The sequence below is a fragment of the Acinetobacter sp. XS-4 genome, from assembly GCF_023920705.1.
In the GTDB taxonomy this organism is placed as follows: domain Bacteria; phylum Pseudomonadota; class Gammaproteobacteria; order Pseudomonadales; family Moraxellaceae; genus Acinetobacter.
Genome location: NZ_CP094657.1, coordinates 2,437,368 through 2,453,887 on the forward strand (window position 1 = coordinate 2,437,368; position 16,520 = coordinate 2,453,887).

The 16,520-nt window shown below is 38.3% G+C and carries 16 protein-coding genes; 7 read left to right on the forward strand and 9 right to left on the reverse strand.

Annotation, left to right across the window (positions count from 1 at the left end; translation table 11 throughout):
• Positions 1 to 66: 66 nt before the first annotated feature.
• Together MMY79_RS11375 and MMY79_RS11380 are read left to right on the forward strand one after the other, a co-directional pair.
• Complete coding sequence (locus tag MMY79_RS11375; protein WP_252608531.1) at positions 67 to 1,008, forward strand: ABUW_2363 family tetratricopeptide repeat lipoprotein; 942 nt, start codon at positions 67 to 69, stop codon at positions 1,006 to 1,008.
• Between the two features lie 116 nt (positions 1,009 to 1,124).
• Positions 1,125 to 3,131: an alpha/beta fold hydrolase gene (locus MMY79_RS11380; RefSeq protein ID WP_252608532.1), complete on the forward strand. Its 2,007-nt coding sequence runs from the start codon at positions 1,125 to 1,127 to the stop codon at positions 3,129 to 3,131.
• Positions 3,132 to 3,185: 54 nt separating this feature from the next.
• Here MMY79_RS11380 and ahpF read toward each other — a convergent pair whose 3' ends face one another.
• From ahpF to MMY79_RS11395, 3 genes are all read right to left on the reverse strand, one after another.
• Complete coding sequence (gene ahpF, locus MMY79_RS11385) at positions 3,186 to 4,751, reverse strand: alkyl hydroperoxide reductase subunit F (protein ID WP_252608534.1); 1,566 nt, start codon at positions 4,749 to 4,751, stop codon at positions 3,186 to 3,188.
• A gap of 179 nt (positions 4,752 to 4,930) precedes the next feature.
• Positions 4,931 to 5,452: a chromate transporter gene (locus tag MMY79_RS11390; RefSeq protein WP_252608537.1), complete on the reverse strand. Its 522-nt coding sequence runs from the start codon at positions 5,450 to 5,452 to the stop codon at positions 4,931 to 4,933.
• Positions 5,452 to 6,012: a chromate transporter gene (locus MMY79_RS11395; protein ID WP_252608541.1), complete on the reverse strand. Its 561-nt coding sequence runs from the start codon at positions 6,010 to 6,012 to the stop codon at positions 5,452 to 5,454. Before MMY79_RS11395 ends, MMY79_RS11390 begins: the two co-directional genes overlap by 1 nt.
• A 101-nt stretch (positions 6,013 to 6,113) precedes the next feature.
• Here MMY79_RS11395 and MMY79_RS11400 point away from each other — a divergent pair, with 101 nt between their 5' ends.
• Positions 6,114 to 7,016, forward strand: coding sequence for a LysR family transcriptional regulator (locus tag MMY79_RS11400; RefSeq protein WP_252608543.1), 903 nt, complete (start codon positions 6,114 to 6,116; stop codon positions 7,014 to 7,016).
• Positions 7,017 to 7,082: 66 nt separating this feature from the next.
• On the opposite strand, the gene arsB is transcribed toward MMY79_RS11400, so the two are convergent.
• Positions 7,083 to 8,117: an ACR3 family arsenite efflux transporter gene (gene arsB / locus MMY79_RS11405; RefSeq protein ID WP_252608545.1), complete on the reverse strand. Its 1,035-nt coding sequence runs from the start codon at positions 8,115 to 8,117 to the stop codon at positions 7,083 to 7,085.
• Positions 8,118 to 8,221: 104 nt separating this feature from the next.
• Positions 8,222 to 8,551 (reverse strand): metalloregulator ArsR/SmtB family transcription factor, encoded by a 330-nt coding sequence (locus MMY79_RS11410; RefSeq protein WP_252608547.1) that lies wholly within the window; start codon positions 8,549 to 8,551, stop codon positions 8,222 to 8,224.
• Positions 8,552 to 8,635: 84 nt separating this feature from the next.
• Between MMY79_RS11410 and arsC the strand changes: the two genes are divergently transcribed.
• Positions 8,636 to 9,064: an arsenate reductase (glutaredoxin) gene (gene arsC / locus MMY79_RS11415; protein WP_252608549.1), complete on the forward strand. Its 429-nt coding sequence runs from the start codon at positions 8,636 to 8,638 to the stop codon at positions 9,062 to 9,064.
• A gap of 69 nt (positions 9,065 to 9,133) precedes the next feature.
• Here arsC and MMY79_RS11420 read toward each other — a convergent pair whose 3' ends face one another.
• From MMY79_RS11420 to MMY79_RS11430, 3 genes are all read right to left on the reverse strand, one after another.
• Positions 9,134 to 9,295, reverse strand: coding sequence for a DUF1427 family protein (locus MMY79_RS11420; protein ID WP_252608551.1), 162 nt, complete (start codon positions 9,293 to 9,295; stop codon positions 9,134 to 9,136).
• A 57-nt stretch (positions 9,296 to 9,352) separates the two neighbouring features.
• The gene (locus tag MMY79_RS11425; RefSeq protein WP_252608552.1) at positions 9,353 to 11,227 is read right to left on the reverse strand and encodes an amidohydrolase; all 1,875 of its coding nucleotides are present in this window, start codon (positions 11,225 to 11,227) and stop codon (positions 9,353 to 9,355) included.
• A 109-nt stretch (positions 11,228 to 11,336) separates the two neighbouring features.
• Positions 11,337 to 12,023 carry a hydrolase gene (locus MMY79_RS11430; protein ID WP_019458906.1) on the reverse strand — a complete coding sequence of 229 codons (687 nt, stop codon included), beginning with the start codon at positions 12,021 to 12,023 and terminating at the stop codon, positions 11,337 to 11,339.
• Between the two features lie 188 nt (positions 12,024 to 12,211).
• On the opposite strand from MMY79_RS11430, the gene MMY79_RS11435 reads away from it, so the two are divergent.
• Positions 12,212 to 13,102 (forward strand): LysR family transcriptional regulator, encoded by an 891-nt coding sequence (locus MMY79_RS11435; RefSeq protein WP_252608553.1) that lies wholly within the window; start codon positions 12,212 to 12,214, stop codon positions 13,100 to 13,102.
• Between the two features lie 48 nt (positions 13,103 to 13,150).
• On the opposite strand, the gene MMY79_RS11440 is transcribed toward MMY79_RS11435, so the two are convergent.
• Complete coding sequence (locus MMY79_RS11440; protein WP_252608554.1) at positions 13,151 to 13,891, reverse strand: GntR family transcriptional regulator; 741 nt, start codon at positions 13,889 to 13,891, stop codon at positions 13,151 to 13,153.
• A 395-nt stretch (positions 13,892 to 14,286) separates the two neighbouring features.
• Here MMY79_RS11440 and MMY79_RS11445 point away from each other — a divergent pair, with 395 nt between their 5' ends.
• On the forward strand, positions 14,287 to 15,756 hold the full coding sequence (locus MMY79_RS11445) for an NCS1 family nucleobase:cation symporter-1 (RefSeq protein WP_252608556.1): 1,470 nt from the start codon (positions 14,287 to 14,289) through the stop codon (positions 15,754 to 15,756).
• A complete protein-coding gene (locus MMY79_RS11450) occupies positions 15,753 to 16,487 on the forward strand; it encodes an aspartate/glutamate racemase family protein (RefSeq protein WP_252608558.1) in 735 nt (244 codons plus the stop codon). Before MMY79_RS11445 ends, MMY79_RS11450 begins: the two co-directional genes overlap by 4 nt.
• Positions 16,488 to 16,520 lie beyond the last annotated feature (33 nt).

Genomic DNA, 16,520 nt, shown 5'->3' on the forward strand with positions numbered 1-16,520 from the left:
TCGGTTTAGCTTTTCCTAGACTTACCACTACCAAATCTGACTTTACTAAAATGAACGGAAGATCCTATGAATTTTAAGCCTTTGGCATATATCATCCTTGCGACCTCAAGTTTAACAGCTTGTACAATGGCACCTGTAAAACAACAAAAAATTGAGCCTTTTGTTTTCAAGGAACCAGAGCTTACTCCTCCTTTTTATGCACTAAATCCTTTTAACTATGATCAACCGCCAGCATTTGAGGTTGCGTTAAAAGATGCTGCTGCACAGCCGGTAACCAAAATGGTGGTTAATCGTCAAGATGATCCAACCAAACAGCTTACTCTCGACACCAACAAACTGATTGTTCCGACTGTAAATAATTCAAAGCGTTCAATGAAATACGCAGTTCTAGCTGGCGAGAATGAAATTGATGTAACAAGTATTGATGACTTCTTACAGTTAGTGGAAGGCAAAGCTCGTCACTACCCACCTCGCTTTACTGACCGCCAAGAACGTAAAGGCTTCGAAAGTAAACTTAAAGAAGTAACACAGCAACTTGATACACTTGCTGCAAATCCAAATGCATCATTTGATATTTTGCTTCGCGCTTTTAAAGCAAGTGTTCTTGCACGTAACCTTGATTTAGGTACAGTTCACACCACTAGATCTTTAGAATATGCTCAAAGACTTTTAAAAATTAGCCCAGATGATGCAGAAGCAAACTTCTGGTTTGGTTTCGGTTTATCTGAAGGTGGTGGCCAACGTGAAGCCATTCCTTACTTAGATAAAGCAATTAAAGGTAATGTTCAAGAAGCGTATCTAGCTTCTGCAAATAACTACATTGCAATGGAACAAAAGAAAAACGCGATTCAGACGCTTAAAAATTATAAAGTTAAATATCCAGATGAATCGGAAATTGCTGATCGTTTAATTCAAGAAATTGAAAAACAAGGTCGTTGGAATGTATGGCAAGTTTTAACTAACCCTGCAATGTCTCCATCGAACTCTACGGCAACATCTAAAAAATAAGTTTAATAAGATAAAAAAGGGCTGTTTTGACAGCCCTTTTTTTTATTTGATCATTTGAAAAATATTTTAAAATTTGTATGATCTACCTACCATTGAGCCACTATATTTTGACCATAATGTTTTCAATAAAAAGAAGCAAAACACTATTGACGGTCATGCTACTCGGTTCAATTCTGAGTGGTTGTCAGGTCGTTAATGTTAAACAGCAAGCTTTGAATGTGACTATTGCAAATGAACGTAATAGTATTCTTACGCAAGATAAACTCAGCGAAGCAAGTCTGAATGTTTTATCAATGTCTGGTCAGGAAGCTAAAGTTTGTACTGACACCCCTGATAACTGTATAAATCAACTCAAAAAATTACCTCAAATTTTAGATGAGCAGTTCTTATCAGCTGCAAGTGAAATGTATCTGGCAAAAGCAATGGCTTTGTCAGATTCTTCAGATTGTAGGATTAGTAGATTTACTAAACATAAGTCTGAAGAAGAACAAACCAATATTCAAAGTAAATATGATGATTGTCTAGACCAGCAATTAAATTTACTAGATAAAAGTATTCGTTATAGTTACGCCTATCTATTTTCAACGAAGCGTCAGCCTACTGACCGTATTTTTGATAATAGACAAGTTCAGATTCGTGACTTCTATAATCAAGCCATAGCAAAAATGGTGAGTGTTTATGATTTACGCCATCCCAAAAAAGATGTCGTAGAGCCTCAAATACATATTGGTAAAAGTATCTATTCGATTGATTTCGAATTTCACCAGCAACTTGCTGGTCAAAAGTTAGAAAAATTAATTTCAAGCTATAACTTAAATTTTTCAGGGTTAAGAACCATTAACCGTCGTGACGGTTTTGGCTCTGAATTTGTAGCGGTTTTTCCTAGTTCAGGAAAAGATGATATTAATGAATATATTTTAGACCCGCTTAAATACAATTATAAAAATGGTATTAACCCGAATATTCACCATGCACGTTATTTGGCTGCAACTATTGTCGCTGAACCAAAACATGCGACCACTGTTGAAGAAATTATTAATAACCCTGAATTCGTGATTCGGGTTTACGACCCATACCGAACTGATAATATTAGTGTCGCTGGAAAACAATATCCTCTAGCAGCAAACTTCTCTGCTCCTTACGGTTTATGGTTAGCCGAAAATAATTTAGGTGTAGCAGCTTATTTAAGTCTGATTGATCGTGATCAGCACTTAACCATGCCACATCTCTACATGCTTGAGCCATACAATCCAAATAAGAAAATTATTGTGTTAGTTCATGGGCTAGCGAGTAGTCCTGAAGCATGGATTGCTTTGACCAATGATGTTATGGGTGATACTGTTTTAAGAGATAACTATCAAGTTTGGCAAATTTTCTATTCAACCAATATGCCGATTCTAGAAAGCCGTTTCCAAACTTACGCCCTTCTTAAGCAAGCTTTTAGTTCTTTAAACCCTAGTGACCCTGCTGCACATGATGCTGTTCTTGTTGGACATAGTATGGGAGGTATTATTAGTCGATTACTGGTCAGTGATGGTGATATTACCAAACCGGCTTTAGAATTGATGACAATTCGCCAGCAAAACCGCTTTAAGAAACATCCAATGGTTACTGAACGATTGCAAATGCATTCAATCAATAACTTTGATCGTGCAATTTTCTTGGCTTCTCCTCATCGAGGTACAGATTATGCAGATCGATGGTTTACGTTAGCCGCACGTAAAATTATTCGTTTACCCGGCGCATTTTTGTCAGCTGTAGCGACTTCACTTACCACTGAAAATTTAGATGTTAAAGATTTCTTGAGTAATATTGATAATGGTTTGATTCAAAATGGTCCAAGTGATTTGAGTCATCAATCTAAATTTATGGAACTTACAGAAAATATTAATCCGCACCAAGGGTTAGTCTTCCACTCTATTATGGGTAACATTACCAAGAGTGATGACCCAAATGTGATTACCGATGGTATCGTTCCCTATAAGAGCGCCCACTTAGAAGGTGCAAAATCTGAGAAAGTTCTTCCAGGTGGACACTCTATTCAGTTAACACCTCAAGCGGTACTAGAGCTACGTCGTATTTTACGAGAGCATTTAGTCGAACACGGTTTATATAAACCATAAAAATAAAAAAGAGCCAAAGGTTATCCTTTGGCTCTTTTGTTTTGAAATTAAGTTTTATTGCCCAGAACGGATGATGTAATCAAACGCAGAGAGTGATGCTTTGGCGCCTTCACCTGTAGCAATAATGATTTGCTTGTAAGGTACAGTTGTACAGTCACCCGCAGCAAATACACCTTTGACATTGGTTTCATTGCGGTCATTGACAATGATCTCACCACGGTTGGTTAACTCAACTTCACTGTCTTTTAAGAAGTCAGTGTTTGGCAATAAACCAATCTGTACAAAGATCCCTGCAAGCTCTACCACATGCTCGTCATCAGTGGCACGGTCTTTATATTTAAGACCAGTCACTTGTGATCCGTCGCCTAACACTTCTGTACTTAACGCATTCATAATCACAGTTGTGTTTGGCAAGCTATGCAGTTTGTTTTGCAAAACTTGGTCAGCACGAAGTTTTGTATCGAACTCAACCAAAGTCACATGCTCAACAATCCCAGCAAGGTCAATTGCAGCTTCAACACCTGAGTTACCACCACCAATCACCGCAACACGTTTGCCTTTGAACAATGGACCATCACAGTGTGGGCAGTACGCGACACCACGGGTACGATATTCTTGCTCACCCGGTACATTCATTTCTCTCCAACGTGCACCTGTTGAAAGGATCACAGTTTTCGATTCAAGTTTTGCACCGTTTTCAAGTTCAACTTCAACCAGACCATTTATCGTTTGGTTTGCACCTGTGATTTTGCTGACACGTTGCAGGTTCATGATATCAACATCGTATTCACGAACGTGTGCTTCCATTTCAGCAGCAAACTTAGGACCTTGAGTCTTTTGTACAGACGTGAAGTTTTCAATGTCCATGGTATCCATGACCTGACCACCAAAGCGTTCAGCTACGATACCTGTATTAATACCTTTACGTGCAGCATAGATTGCTGCTGTTGCACCCGCAGGACCACCACCAATCACTAATACATCAAAAGCATCTTTGGCATTAAGTGCTGCTGCATCTTTTTCAGCTGAGTTGGTGTCAAGTTTTGCCACAATTTCTTCAAGTGTCATACGACCTTGGCCAATGTGCTCATTGTCTTGGAACACCATCGGTACAGCCATGATTTTGCGTTGTTCCACTTCGTCTTGGAAGAATGAACCATCAATCATGGTTGCTGTGGTGTTCGGGTTATAAATCGCAATCAGGTTAAGCGCCTGTACCACATCCGGACAGTTATGACAGCTTAGCGATACAAACACATCAAAGTTGGCTTTAAGGTTTAAACCTTTAATCTGGTTGAGCACTTCATTCGACACTTTAGGTGCATAACCAGACACCTGTAACAGTGCCAAGATCAAAGATGTAAACTCATGGCCCATTGGTAAGCCAGCAAAGAACACACGAGGTTGTTCACCTGCTTTAGCCACACCAAAGCTTGGACGACGTGTATTGTTGCCATCAAAACGTGCAGTCACTTTGTCAGAAAGTTCAGCGATTTCAGTCACTAATTCTTTAATTTGAGCAGCTTTATCTGATTGATCTAAAGCAGCCACTAATTCGATTGGACTTTCTAAACGTTCTAAGTAAGCTTTTAATTGAGTTTTAATGTTTTGATCTAACATCTGTTTTTACTCCAATGCATCCAAATTCTTTCAATAGATGCATAGTACGTTAAAACATAGAATAGGTGAAACAGTATGTTTTTATAGAATTGATCGGTTTTTTAGATTTTATTCTTATTCACTTCAATCAAAAAAAGCCAACCTGAACTCATCCAGCGCAGGTTGGCAAACTGCTTAAACTAGAGTAAGACAACACCAAATACCGCCCCAGCAATTAAGACATGCAAGGGATGAACCTTTTTAATTAAAGATAATAAAGTTGCAATGACTACCATAATGACAAGTAAAGTATTTATTGCTGCCGCCTCAGAAATGATCCACGCACTGGCAAGTACCGTTCCAACTGTGACAGGTTGTAAAGCAAGCTGTAAAACACGGCGCCATTTCTTATCTTTAAATTTTGACCAGCCTCTCATTACAAACACAGTAATAATTGATGAAGGTAAAAATTTAGCAGTAGACGTTACCAATAGACCTGACAACCCTGCTACATGCCATCCTACCAACGGTACAATCATCATGTTTGGACCAGGCGCGGCTTGAGCCATGGCAAATAATGCACTAAATTCTTGTGCCGTCATCCAATGGTGAATATCAACCACTTGACGTTGCATTTCAGGCAAAATTGTATTTCCGCCACCAAATGCAATAAGAGACAATTGAGTAAAAATGATGGCTAAAGTAAGTAGAATTGCACCCATTACACACGTCTCCAAATAATAGTTGAATAAATTGCCAACAAAATCAGCATGGTCAAAAGCAAGGAGATTTTTAGAAAAGCAATACTGATAATTGCCGCCAAGACAACACACATCGCTATTGGATTCCGTAATAATGGTTTCAACATTTTTAAGCCAGTTGCAACCAGAAGTCCCGCTGCTGCTGCTGCCAGCCCTTCGAAAAGATGCTTAACCATAAGGTTGTCTTGGAACTGCTCATAGACATAATGTAAAAGTACAACAATTACCGTAGGCGCAAAGATCAAGCCAATCAGTGAACTAACTGCTCCACGGACACCGCGGAACTCCATACCAATCGCAACAGATAAGTTAATAATATTGCCGCCTGGTAAGAATTGACACAGACCAAGTAACTCAGTGAATTTTTCAGGGCTTAGCCACTGCCTTTGCTCTACAACGACTTTACGAGCCAAAGGCAACACACCACCAAATCCAATTAAACCTAATGTTAAAAAACCTAAAAATAACTCTGTGCAAGTTGGTACGCTCTCATTCTGCACGGCAATCTCAACATGGTTCATTTTCGTTACTTTTCACTTTATCTGACCAGCATAGAATGCTACTTTTATGATATATCTACAAATGCTTTTATTTTCAATAACCATACCCTAAAGGTATTCCTATGCTAGATTTACATAAGCTTCATGCCTTTGTGGTAGTAGTTGAGGAAAGAAACATTACTCATGCGGCAAATCGATTATTTATTCAACAGCCGCCATTAACGCGTTTACTCAAAAAACTTGAAGAAGAGCTCGGTGCCCAATTACTTATTCGCCAGCCTCGTGGAATTGAACCGACTGAGGCAGGTTTAGCCTTATTTAAAGAAGCACAAATTTTATTAGAGCATGCCAGACATATTCCAAAATTAGTCCAAGACGTTAGCCAAGGTAAAACTGGACAACTCAATATTGGCTTTACAAGTTCCGCAGGCTTGCATCCGCTCATTTCATTAGTATTGCGTTCATATCGGGAAATATATCCTGCGGTACAAACAAAACTTGAGGAAGCAGGCAGTCAAAAGCAGCTGGATTGGTTAATTTCGGAAAAACTTGATATTGCTTTTTTACGAGCACCAATTAGTCGTGATATTGGATTAAAGCATCTTCATATATTAGATGAGTCAATGGTAGTGGCATTGCCTATAGGCCATCCACTTACACAAAAAGAGAAAATTAGTTTAAGTGACTTGTCTGATGAAAATTTTGTTTTATACCGTCGTTCTTCAGGACAAGGTTTATATGACAATATTCTATATAGCTGCTATCAGGCAGGTTTTAGTCCGCGCATTGTTCAGGAAGCACCTCGACCTACCGCAACCTTAAATTTAGTTGCTGCTGGAATTGGTATAACAATTGTGCCAGCCTCAATGCATAATTTTTGGGACCATGAAATTGTATATCGCGAGTTTGATGATTCTATAAAACTGAATGCTCCTATTTACTTGATTACACGTGAAAATGAAAACTCGGCTAAAGTTTCAAACTTCATTGAACTACTACAAAAACTATTACCCACAATGACTTGAGTATAAAAAGTGCCTGTCTAAAGGCACTTTAATAAAATCTTGATCAAATAAATTTTGTTATATTTCTTAAGCGTAATACTTTTTCTTTAACCAAAGCGAAACCGAAACCAATGAAATCAGCACAGGTACTTCAACTAATGGTCCTATTACTGTAGTAAATGCCACAGGTGATGCTAAACCAAAAGTTGCAATCGCAACAGCTAAAGCCAACTCAAAGTTATTACCTGCCGCGGTAAATGAAATTGCCGCTGTTTGAGGATAGTTATTCCCCAGCCGTTTACTCATAAAAAAACTGATAAAGAACATCACCACAAAGTAAATCGTAAGTGGAATCGCAATACGTAATACATCTAACGGTAAGCTCACCACATCGCCACCTTTTAGGCTAAACATAGCAACAATCGTGAATAGCAAAGCAATCAGACTGATTGGACTGATCTTTGGTAAAAATTTAGTTTGATACCAAGCTAACCCTTTTGATTTAACTAAAACCAAACGAGTTAAAAATCCCATTAAAAATGGAATACCTAAATACACCAAAACAGCATGTGTGATGGTCCAAAAATCAACATTAATAACCTGCCCTGCCACACCAAAAAATGGCGGCAAAAAGGTCAAGAAAACCCAAGCATAAGTACTGAAAAATAAGATTTGGAAAATACTGTTAAAGGCAACCAACGCTGCAACATATTGATTATCGCCACAAGCAAGACCATTCCAGACCAATACCATTGCAATACAACGTGCTAAGCCAATTAAAATAAGGCCCGTCATATATTCCGGATAGTTATGCAAAAAAACAATCGCAAGAATAAACATTAAAACTGGAGCAATAACCCAGTTTTGCACCAACGATAAAGTTAAGGTTTTCTTATCTTTAAATACTTCTGGTAGCGCAGCGTAATCAACCTTTGCTAAAGGTGGATACATCATTAGAATTAAACCAATCGCAATTGGAATATTCACATTATCTACACTTAATTCATTTAAAGATACAGATGCCTGAGGAAAGAAAACTCCAATGGATAAACCTAAAGCCATTGCTATAAAAATCCATAGCGTCAGGTTTCGATCTAAAAAGGAAAGCCCTTGTTTGGTCATGTTCTACTCGAAGAAATAATTGATTAATTTTGCTCAATACACACAAATGACTCATGTATTTATGCTAAGAAAATCCGAATTTTTAAGACAGAAATCTAGGAAGATTAATCACAGCAAGTTGTAGTGATGAAAGGCTGATCTTGTTGCTTTACTTTTGTATTACTCTCATCATTTTCTATCACCTTTAAAATATCTAAAGCCCATAAAGGCAAATCAGGATTTAAGCTGTAATAGACCCACTGTCCTTTTCTTTCATCCAGCAATACGCCATGAGTTCTTAATAAGGCTAAGTGCCTAGAGATTTTCGGTTGGCTCAACTCAAGCTGTTCTGTTAGCTCACAAACACAAATATTTTGTTTATTTAGAACTAATTTAAGAATGTTTAACCGAGTTTGGTCAGATAGACATTTAAAAAAATCGACTTGGTTGATCATATCTTCAACAGAATATATTCGTTATTGCAAATATACGGATATCCATATATAAATGCAATATCTTAATTTGATAATAAATTTACCATGACTGAACTAGTGAAGATCTACCATAATCCTGCTTGCGGCACATCACGCAATACCTTGGCACTCATTCGTCATGCTGGGTTTGAACCTCTCGTTATTGAATATTTACAAACACCACCAAGTAAAGATGAGCTGATCCAAATCATTAAAGATTCAAATTTAACTGTACGTGAAACCATTCGTAAAAATGTTGATTCATATAAAGATTTAGAGTTAGAAAAAGACAACTGGACAGACGAGCAGTTAATTGATTTTATGCTGCAATACCCAATTTTAATTAATCGCCCATTCGTGGTTACACCAAAAGGTGCACGGCTTTGCCGCCCTTCTGAAATTGTTTTAGATATTTTAGATTCAGAAAACTTAGGCTATTTTGCAAAAGAAGATGGTGAAGTGATTATTGATGAACAAGGCCGTCGTATAAAATAATTGAAGACATTAATAAATAAAAAAAGCTAAATGGCACAATACCATTTAGCTTTTTTTGAGTGAAACTGGTTAAAAATAGGACTTAATAAAAGGAAGAATTTGCTCTCCTATTACCATGCCTAATAACCCGACTAATGCAACAAGAGGTGGAGCTGGTGACTTAACATTTAAAACATAATATAAGACACCAACAAGCAATCCTACAGCCAAAGATAACAAGTACATTTTCATCGTACATACCTTAGAGAATCAAGCCATTTAGTAAGGCAGGTTCTCACACTGTTTTATTTAAAATGCAAAACAAGAACACCCGAGTGCACCCCAGAAAGATTTTTTATCTTTATCATTTACAGGCACATCAAGCATCCATGAGTGGCTATGTCCATGCATGCCACAACTGCTGGCACATTCACACAAAGCACTTTGCGACTGTAATGACTGATTAGAAGGTGCATTACAATTTTCAGATAAACGCCACTGACCACCAAAGCGTTTTACTGGCGACCATGTTGGAGATGCTGGTGGTAACGGCGGGTCGTCTTGCTTGAATTCTGCCCCTGCATATACCACTTTTCCACCTAAAACAGTGAGTACAGACTCAATCCACTGGATATCTTCTGCTTCCACTTTGAAGTAGTCATCAGACAGTACAACCAAGTCGGCAAGTTCCCCTGCTGTTAATGAACCTTTGACATCTTTTTCACCTGAAAACCATGCAGAACCCTTGGTCCAGAGATTGAGTGCAGTTTGACGATCTAACAGATTCTTTTCATCATACAAAGGTAAACCACCAACTGTTTTACCAGTACTTAGCCAGTACAAACACACCCAAGGGTTATAGGATGCAACACGAGTCGCATCTGTCCCCGCACCTACAGGAACACCAAGTTCTAACATTTTCTTAACAGGTGGCGTTGCCTGAGCAGCTTCAGCACCATAGCGTTTTACGAAAATTTCGCCTTGATATGCCATACGGTGTTGAATGGCAATACCACCACCCAATGCACCAATACGCTCAATATTACGCTCAGATACCGTTTCAGCATGGTCAATAATAAATCGGGTCGCAAATGGCTGTTTGGCATTTACTTTCTCAAATACATTGAGCAAACGATTAATACTTTCATCATAAGTTGCATGAATACGGAATGGCCATTTCTTTTCAGCCAAATGTTCTACAATGGCTTCAAGTTCACCTTCCATTTTTTCTGGTAAATCTGGACGTGGCTCATAGAAATCTTCGAAGTCACCCGCTGACCAAGTCAGGTTCTCACCTGCTCCATTCATTCTAAATAATGCATCACCATCGCCCGGAAATGTCATTTCTGTCCAGCGGCGATAATCATCAAGCTCTTGGCCTGCCTTTTGAGCAAATAGATTATAAGCAATTCGAACTGTCATTTGATTTTGATCATGTAATTGCTTAATTACATCATAATCTTCAGGATAGTTTTGCCCGCCGCCACCTGCATCAATTGCAGAAGTAATGCCTAATCGGTTCAATTCACGCATGAAGTGACGAGTTGAATTGACTTGATCTTCAACTGGCAATTTCGGTGCTTTACCTAAGGTCGAATATAAAATCATAGCGGATGGAGTTGCGAGCAACAAACCAGTTGGTTCACCCTTTTCATCTCGTACGATCTTACCACCAGGTGGGTCTGGCGTGTCTTTATTAAAGCCTAATACATCAAGTGCAGCTCGGTTCAACAAGGCACTGGCGTATAAATGTAAAACGAATACAGGAGTATCTGGTGCAGCTTTATTAATTTCTTCCAAAGTCGGTAAGCGCTTTTCTGCAAACTGGAACTCAGTCCAACCACCCACGACACGGACCCATTGTGGAGCTGGCGTATTATCTGCTTGCTCTTTAAGTAAGCGCAGTGCATCAGCAACGGATGGCACACCTTCCCAGCGCAGCTCCATATTGTAATTTAGGCCACCACGAATAATATGCAGATGACTGTCATTTAGACCCGGTATAACGCGACGACCATTTAAGTCTACAACTTTGCTGGTTGCTGCTGCCAGCTTCATGATTTCATCATTTGAGCCGGTGCGTACGACTTTACCATCTGCAATCGCAATTGCTTGTACTTCTGGATTTTTAGGATCTAGGGTGGTGATTTTACCGTTTATGAGTATGAGGTTTATTTCGGTCATTCTGAACTCCATTCTTGTGAATTATCGTTCTAAAAAATAAAGGCATATCTGTATTAATATCACTTAAATATTGAATACTAGACATGCCTTTACCTAAATCAGTACTATTTTATTTTGCAGGAACTGGCGCAAGTACTTCGTGTTTTGATGTTGTACGCTCAGGTGCCTTATGTACCATCGTATAAGCATAGTCCACACCCATACCGTAAGCACCAGAATGCTCGCGTACAATTGCCATAACTGCATCATACGTATCACGGTGTGCCCAATCGCGTTGCCATTCAAGTAACACTTGTTGCCAAGTTACCGGAATAACACCTGCTTGAATCATACGCTGCATAGAATAATCGTGCGCTTCTTTCGATGTGCCGCCTGAAGCATCTGCAACCATATAAATTTCATAATCACCTTCAAGCATGGCACCAAAAGCAAAGGTGTTATTACACACTTCAGTCCACAAACCTGAAACAATCACTTTTTTACGATTATTTTTTGCAAGCGAATCACGTACTTTTTGGTCATCCCATGAATTCATTGAAGTACGCTCTAGTAATGGAGCATCTGGAAATACATCTAAAAGTTCTGGGTAGGTATGTCCAGAGAAGCTTTCTGTTTCAACCGTAGTAATGGTGACAGGAATATTGAATGTTTTAGCTGCTTTTGCTAACCCTACAGTATTATTTTTTAATACTTGGCGATCTATTGACTGAACCCCAAAAGCCATTTGTGGCTGATGATCAATAAAAATAACCTGACAATTCGTTGGTGATAGTTGTTCTAAAAGTGATTTATTCATGGGTAAATTCCTTATGAGTAATGCATTGAAATTGCTTACTGGCCATTATCAAAACAGATAAAAATGTAAAAGCATAGACACTAAATCAGCACGAATCTGTATCCTTTACGAATACAATAAAAACAATGATTGCTTTTTAATTTTTATAGTTTAATCATTGATATATATTTTTTAAATTTCGCTTATCCATGGATCGATTAGACTGTATTTCCACTTTTGTAAGTGTCGTAGAACATGGGAATTTTAGTAGTGCCGCCAGAGCTCTCGATATCTCTCGGGACTTGGTTGCCAAACGAGTTTGCTACTTAGAAAATGACCTAAAAACTACACTTTTAAACAGAACAACAAGACAGATGAACCTTACCTCTTGTGGGGAAAAGTTCTATCAGCATAGTAAAGTCATTTTAAGTGAGTTCGAATGGGCTGCTTATGAAATTAGCTACAATCAGCAGTATCCTGAAGGCGAACTCAAGCTCAATACGCCAATGTCTTTTAGCAATATTTTTCTTCAAAATATCATTTCAGATTTTATTGAGAAATATCCTAGCATTAAAATCGATTTATTCATGACGGATCAGCTACTAGACATGAATAATAATAAATTTGATTTAACAATTCGTTTAGATGGCTCACCTCCAAATTTAGCAAATAGTAAAATCTTAAATACCTACCAACGATATTTATATGCAACACCTGAGTATTTTAATCAACATGGATTGCCTGCCTCTTTAGAAGAGCTAAAAGATCATAAGTTTCTGATTTACTATCAAGATAGCCGACATAAAAAGTTGATTTTTCAAAAAGATCAGAAAGAAGTATCTTTCAATTGTTTCCCTGTAATGACCTGTAATAATGGAGAATTATTATTAGATATGTGCCTAAAAAATCACGGTATTGTCTTTCTTCCAGAGTTTATTGCAGAGCCTTACTACAAAGAAGGTAAATTGCAGAAATGCTTGGAGGACTACACCAGTCAGTCTCTTCACTTATATGTGACATGGCCAAAACGTAAAATTTTATCGAAGAAAGTAAAACTATTTATCGATTTTTTAACACATCAAATCGTTCCCCTAAAATAACCAATCTGGGCCTTTTCAATAAGAATCGGCCCATGATTTTTAGTTAGTTTAAATAGCTTCAATTTTCTTATTTTTAAATAAGTTTAATAAATTTTGCTCTGCTGTTGCTGTGCTATCTTGTTCAATAAATGTCGTCGCGTAGTGTTCTAAATGCTCTTCCATCAATTGAGTTGCTCGCTTTTCATCGCCTTGCTCAATAGCATTTAAAATTGCACGATGTTCATCTGCCGAACAATTATTATGTTTGGGAATTTCATATAACCCAATCAATAACGAAGTCCTTGCAATAAGCGTCTGCAAATAACTGGTCATAATCGTATTTTGATTTGCTTCAATCAGCTTTAAATGAAATTGACCTGATAGCTTAATCCATGAGGCCCAATTTCCAGCTAAACGCTCATGAGACTCTTGATCTACTAAGCTTTGAAGCTCACCAAAATCTAGGCTATGTGACTTTTGAGCTAGCTTTTTTACAGTGGCGATTTCAAGCATACTGCGTGCTTCAAAGACCTCTTTTGTTTCATGAGCACTATGTTTTGCGATGAGTGCTCCACGATTGGGCTGAATTTCGATGACCTTATCATGTGCAAGTTTGACGAAGACACGTCTTAACACTCCTCGCGTTACACCAAATGCTTCACATAAAGGTGCTTCAACTAAACGTGCACCAGGAGCAAGTTGTCGATTTAAAATAGCATCTACGATAGCGTTATATATATGGTCATCAATTTCATCATTGCTCATTTCTACGGCTTTTTTTGGTGCATTCGATGGCATTGATTTCTCCATTTTTATTAATGCCTCCTCTTTTTAAAACTTTATCTAATGACAGTAGTGTAAGTTTAACTTAAGCGTTTTGGAATATTGCTCTCATTCCCACAGCAAATATACTGAGCCGAATAAGTCAATATTAGACCTCTAAATATCCACTTACACACCTAAATTTACTTACTTTTTATAAAAAATTAAGCACTTATCATTTTATAAATCTGTCTCTTCATATCCAAAATTCATACCAGTTTAAATAGCTCATAAGCGCTACTTCTTCAATTTGGCATAAGTTTTGCTCAATTAAAATTGTGCACAATTTAAATATCACATTGTACACAATTTAAATTTCATTCTTTTAGACAGAAAACAATGCTGCTGAAAGTGCCTCCATCTTAAGGAAATGAGTGTTCAAGATGAATAATACCGAAGCAATAATTAAACCTTCTTATGATGCAAAACTGACAAATCAAGACTTGGCTCCTTTAAAAAAGCAAACTTGGGGCGCTTATAATATTTTTGCTTTCTGGATGTCTGATGTTCATAGTGTCGGCGGTTATGTCATGGCTGGGAGCCTTTTTGCACTAGGACTCAATAGCTGGCAGGTACTTTTATCTTTACTCATCGGCATTGCCATAGTTCAGTTTTTTACAAACCTCATTGCTAAGTCTAGTCAACAAACTGGCACGCCCTATCCTGTTATTTGCCGCGCAACCTTCGGTGTGCTTGGTGCAAATATTCCTGCCGTTATTCGTGGTCTTATTGCTGTCGCGTGGTATGGCATTCAAACCTATTTGGCCTCAAGTGCTTTCTTATTAGTCATTTTAAAGTTCTTTCCAGAATGGTCGGTCTATGCCGATGTTTCAACTTATGGCTTTCTTGGACTTTCCTATTTAGGATGGGTTGGCTTTATGCTGCTTTGGCTACTGCAAGCGATTGTTTTTTGGTCTGGTATGGACAGCATTCGTAAATTCATTGACTGGGCAGGTCCAGCTGTCTACGTTGTAATGTTTGCGATGGCAGTATGGCTCATCTGGAAAGCTGGCTGGCAAAATATTGATTTAAACTTGAGCGGTGTTCAATACGACGGTTTTGCGGTTGTACCAGTCATGATTGGTGCTATTGCGCTTGTTGTTTCATATTTTTCAGGCCCGATGCTGAACTTTGGTGACTTCTCTCGTTATGGCAAAAGCTTTAATGCCATTAAAATGGGGAACTTTCTTGGACTACCGATTAATTTCTTAGGCTTTTCTTTACTTACTGTGGTGTGTATTGCGGCAACGCTTCCAGTCTACGGCAAGCTCATTACAGACCCTGTTGAGATGGTTGGAAAACTTGATAATACCTTTGTGGTTATTTTAGGCAGCTTGACCTTAATGATTGCCACCATCGGGATTAATATTGTCGCTAACTTTGTTTCACCTGCCTTTGATTTTTCCAACGTTTCACCGAGCAAAATTAGCTGGCGCATGGGTGGAATGATTGCAGCAGTTAGTTCGATTTTCATTACCCCATGGAATTTATTTAATAATCCTCAAGTGATCCATTACACCATTGATATTTTAGGTGCATTTATTGGCCCACTTTTTGGCGTATTGCTAGCCGATTTTTACCTCGTTAAAAAACAAAAAATCGAAGTAGATGATTTATATACCTTAGATAGCAAAGGTTTGTATTGGTACAAAAATGGTTATAACCACTCTGCCTTTTATGCCTTAATTCCAGCTTCATTAATTCCTATTCTATGTGTGCTTTTACCACAATTATCTGCACTTGCTAATTTCACATGGTTTATTGGGATGGGATTCGCTTTTGTCATTTACCGATTTCTTAACCAACCGCTTGCCCATGCTAAATCGGCAATGACTAAGGTAAAAGTACAATGAAAATTAAAATTATTAATCCTAATACCACCCAAAGCATGACAGACAAACTTGCTGCATCAGCAAAGATAGTCGCAGGTTCTAGTACTCAAATTATTGCAGTGAGTCCTCAAATGGGCCCTGCTACGATTGAAAGTTATTATGATGAGGCCCTAAGTGCTGTAGGCGTGCTGGAAGAAATTCGCCAAGGTGAACTTCTAGGTGTAAATGCTTATGTTATTGCCTGTTTTGGTGACCCTGCGCTTTATGCTGCCCGTGAAATGACTTCAGCCCCTGTGATTGGGATTGCCGAAGCAGCTATGCGAACTGCAAGTTATGTAAGTACTGGTTTTAGTGTGGTCACAACCTTACAACGCACAGTGAATATGAGCTGGCATCTGGCTCATCGTTATGGGGTTACACCATTTTGCAAAAATGTTCGAGCTTGTGACATTGCAGTTGAAGAGTTAGAACTTCCTAAATCTGATGCTTATCGAATTGTAAGAGATGAATGCAAAAAAGCACTAGCGGAAGATAAAAGCGATGCGATTGTTTTGGGCTGTGCAGGTATGAGTGATTTATGCCTAAAACTACAAAACGAGTTGGGAGTGATTGTTATTGACGGCGTTGCAACAGCAGTTAAACAAGCTGAAATGTTAGTTCAGTTAAATTTAAAAACCAGCAAAATTGGTGATTGGGCCTCACCTCCTGCAAAGAGCTACACGGGCATATTGTCAGGATTTGGGATGCGCTAAAGAATTATTGTTTCAATTCCAACTCAAAATGCT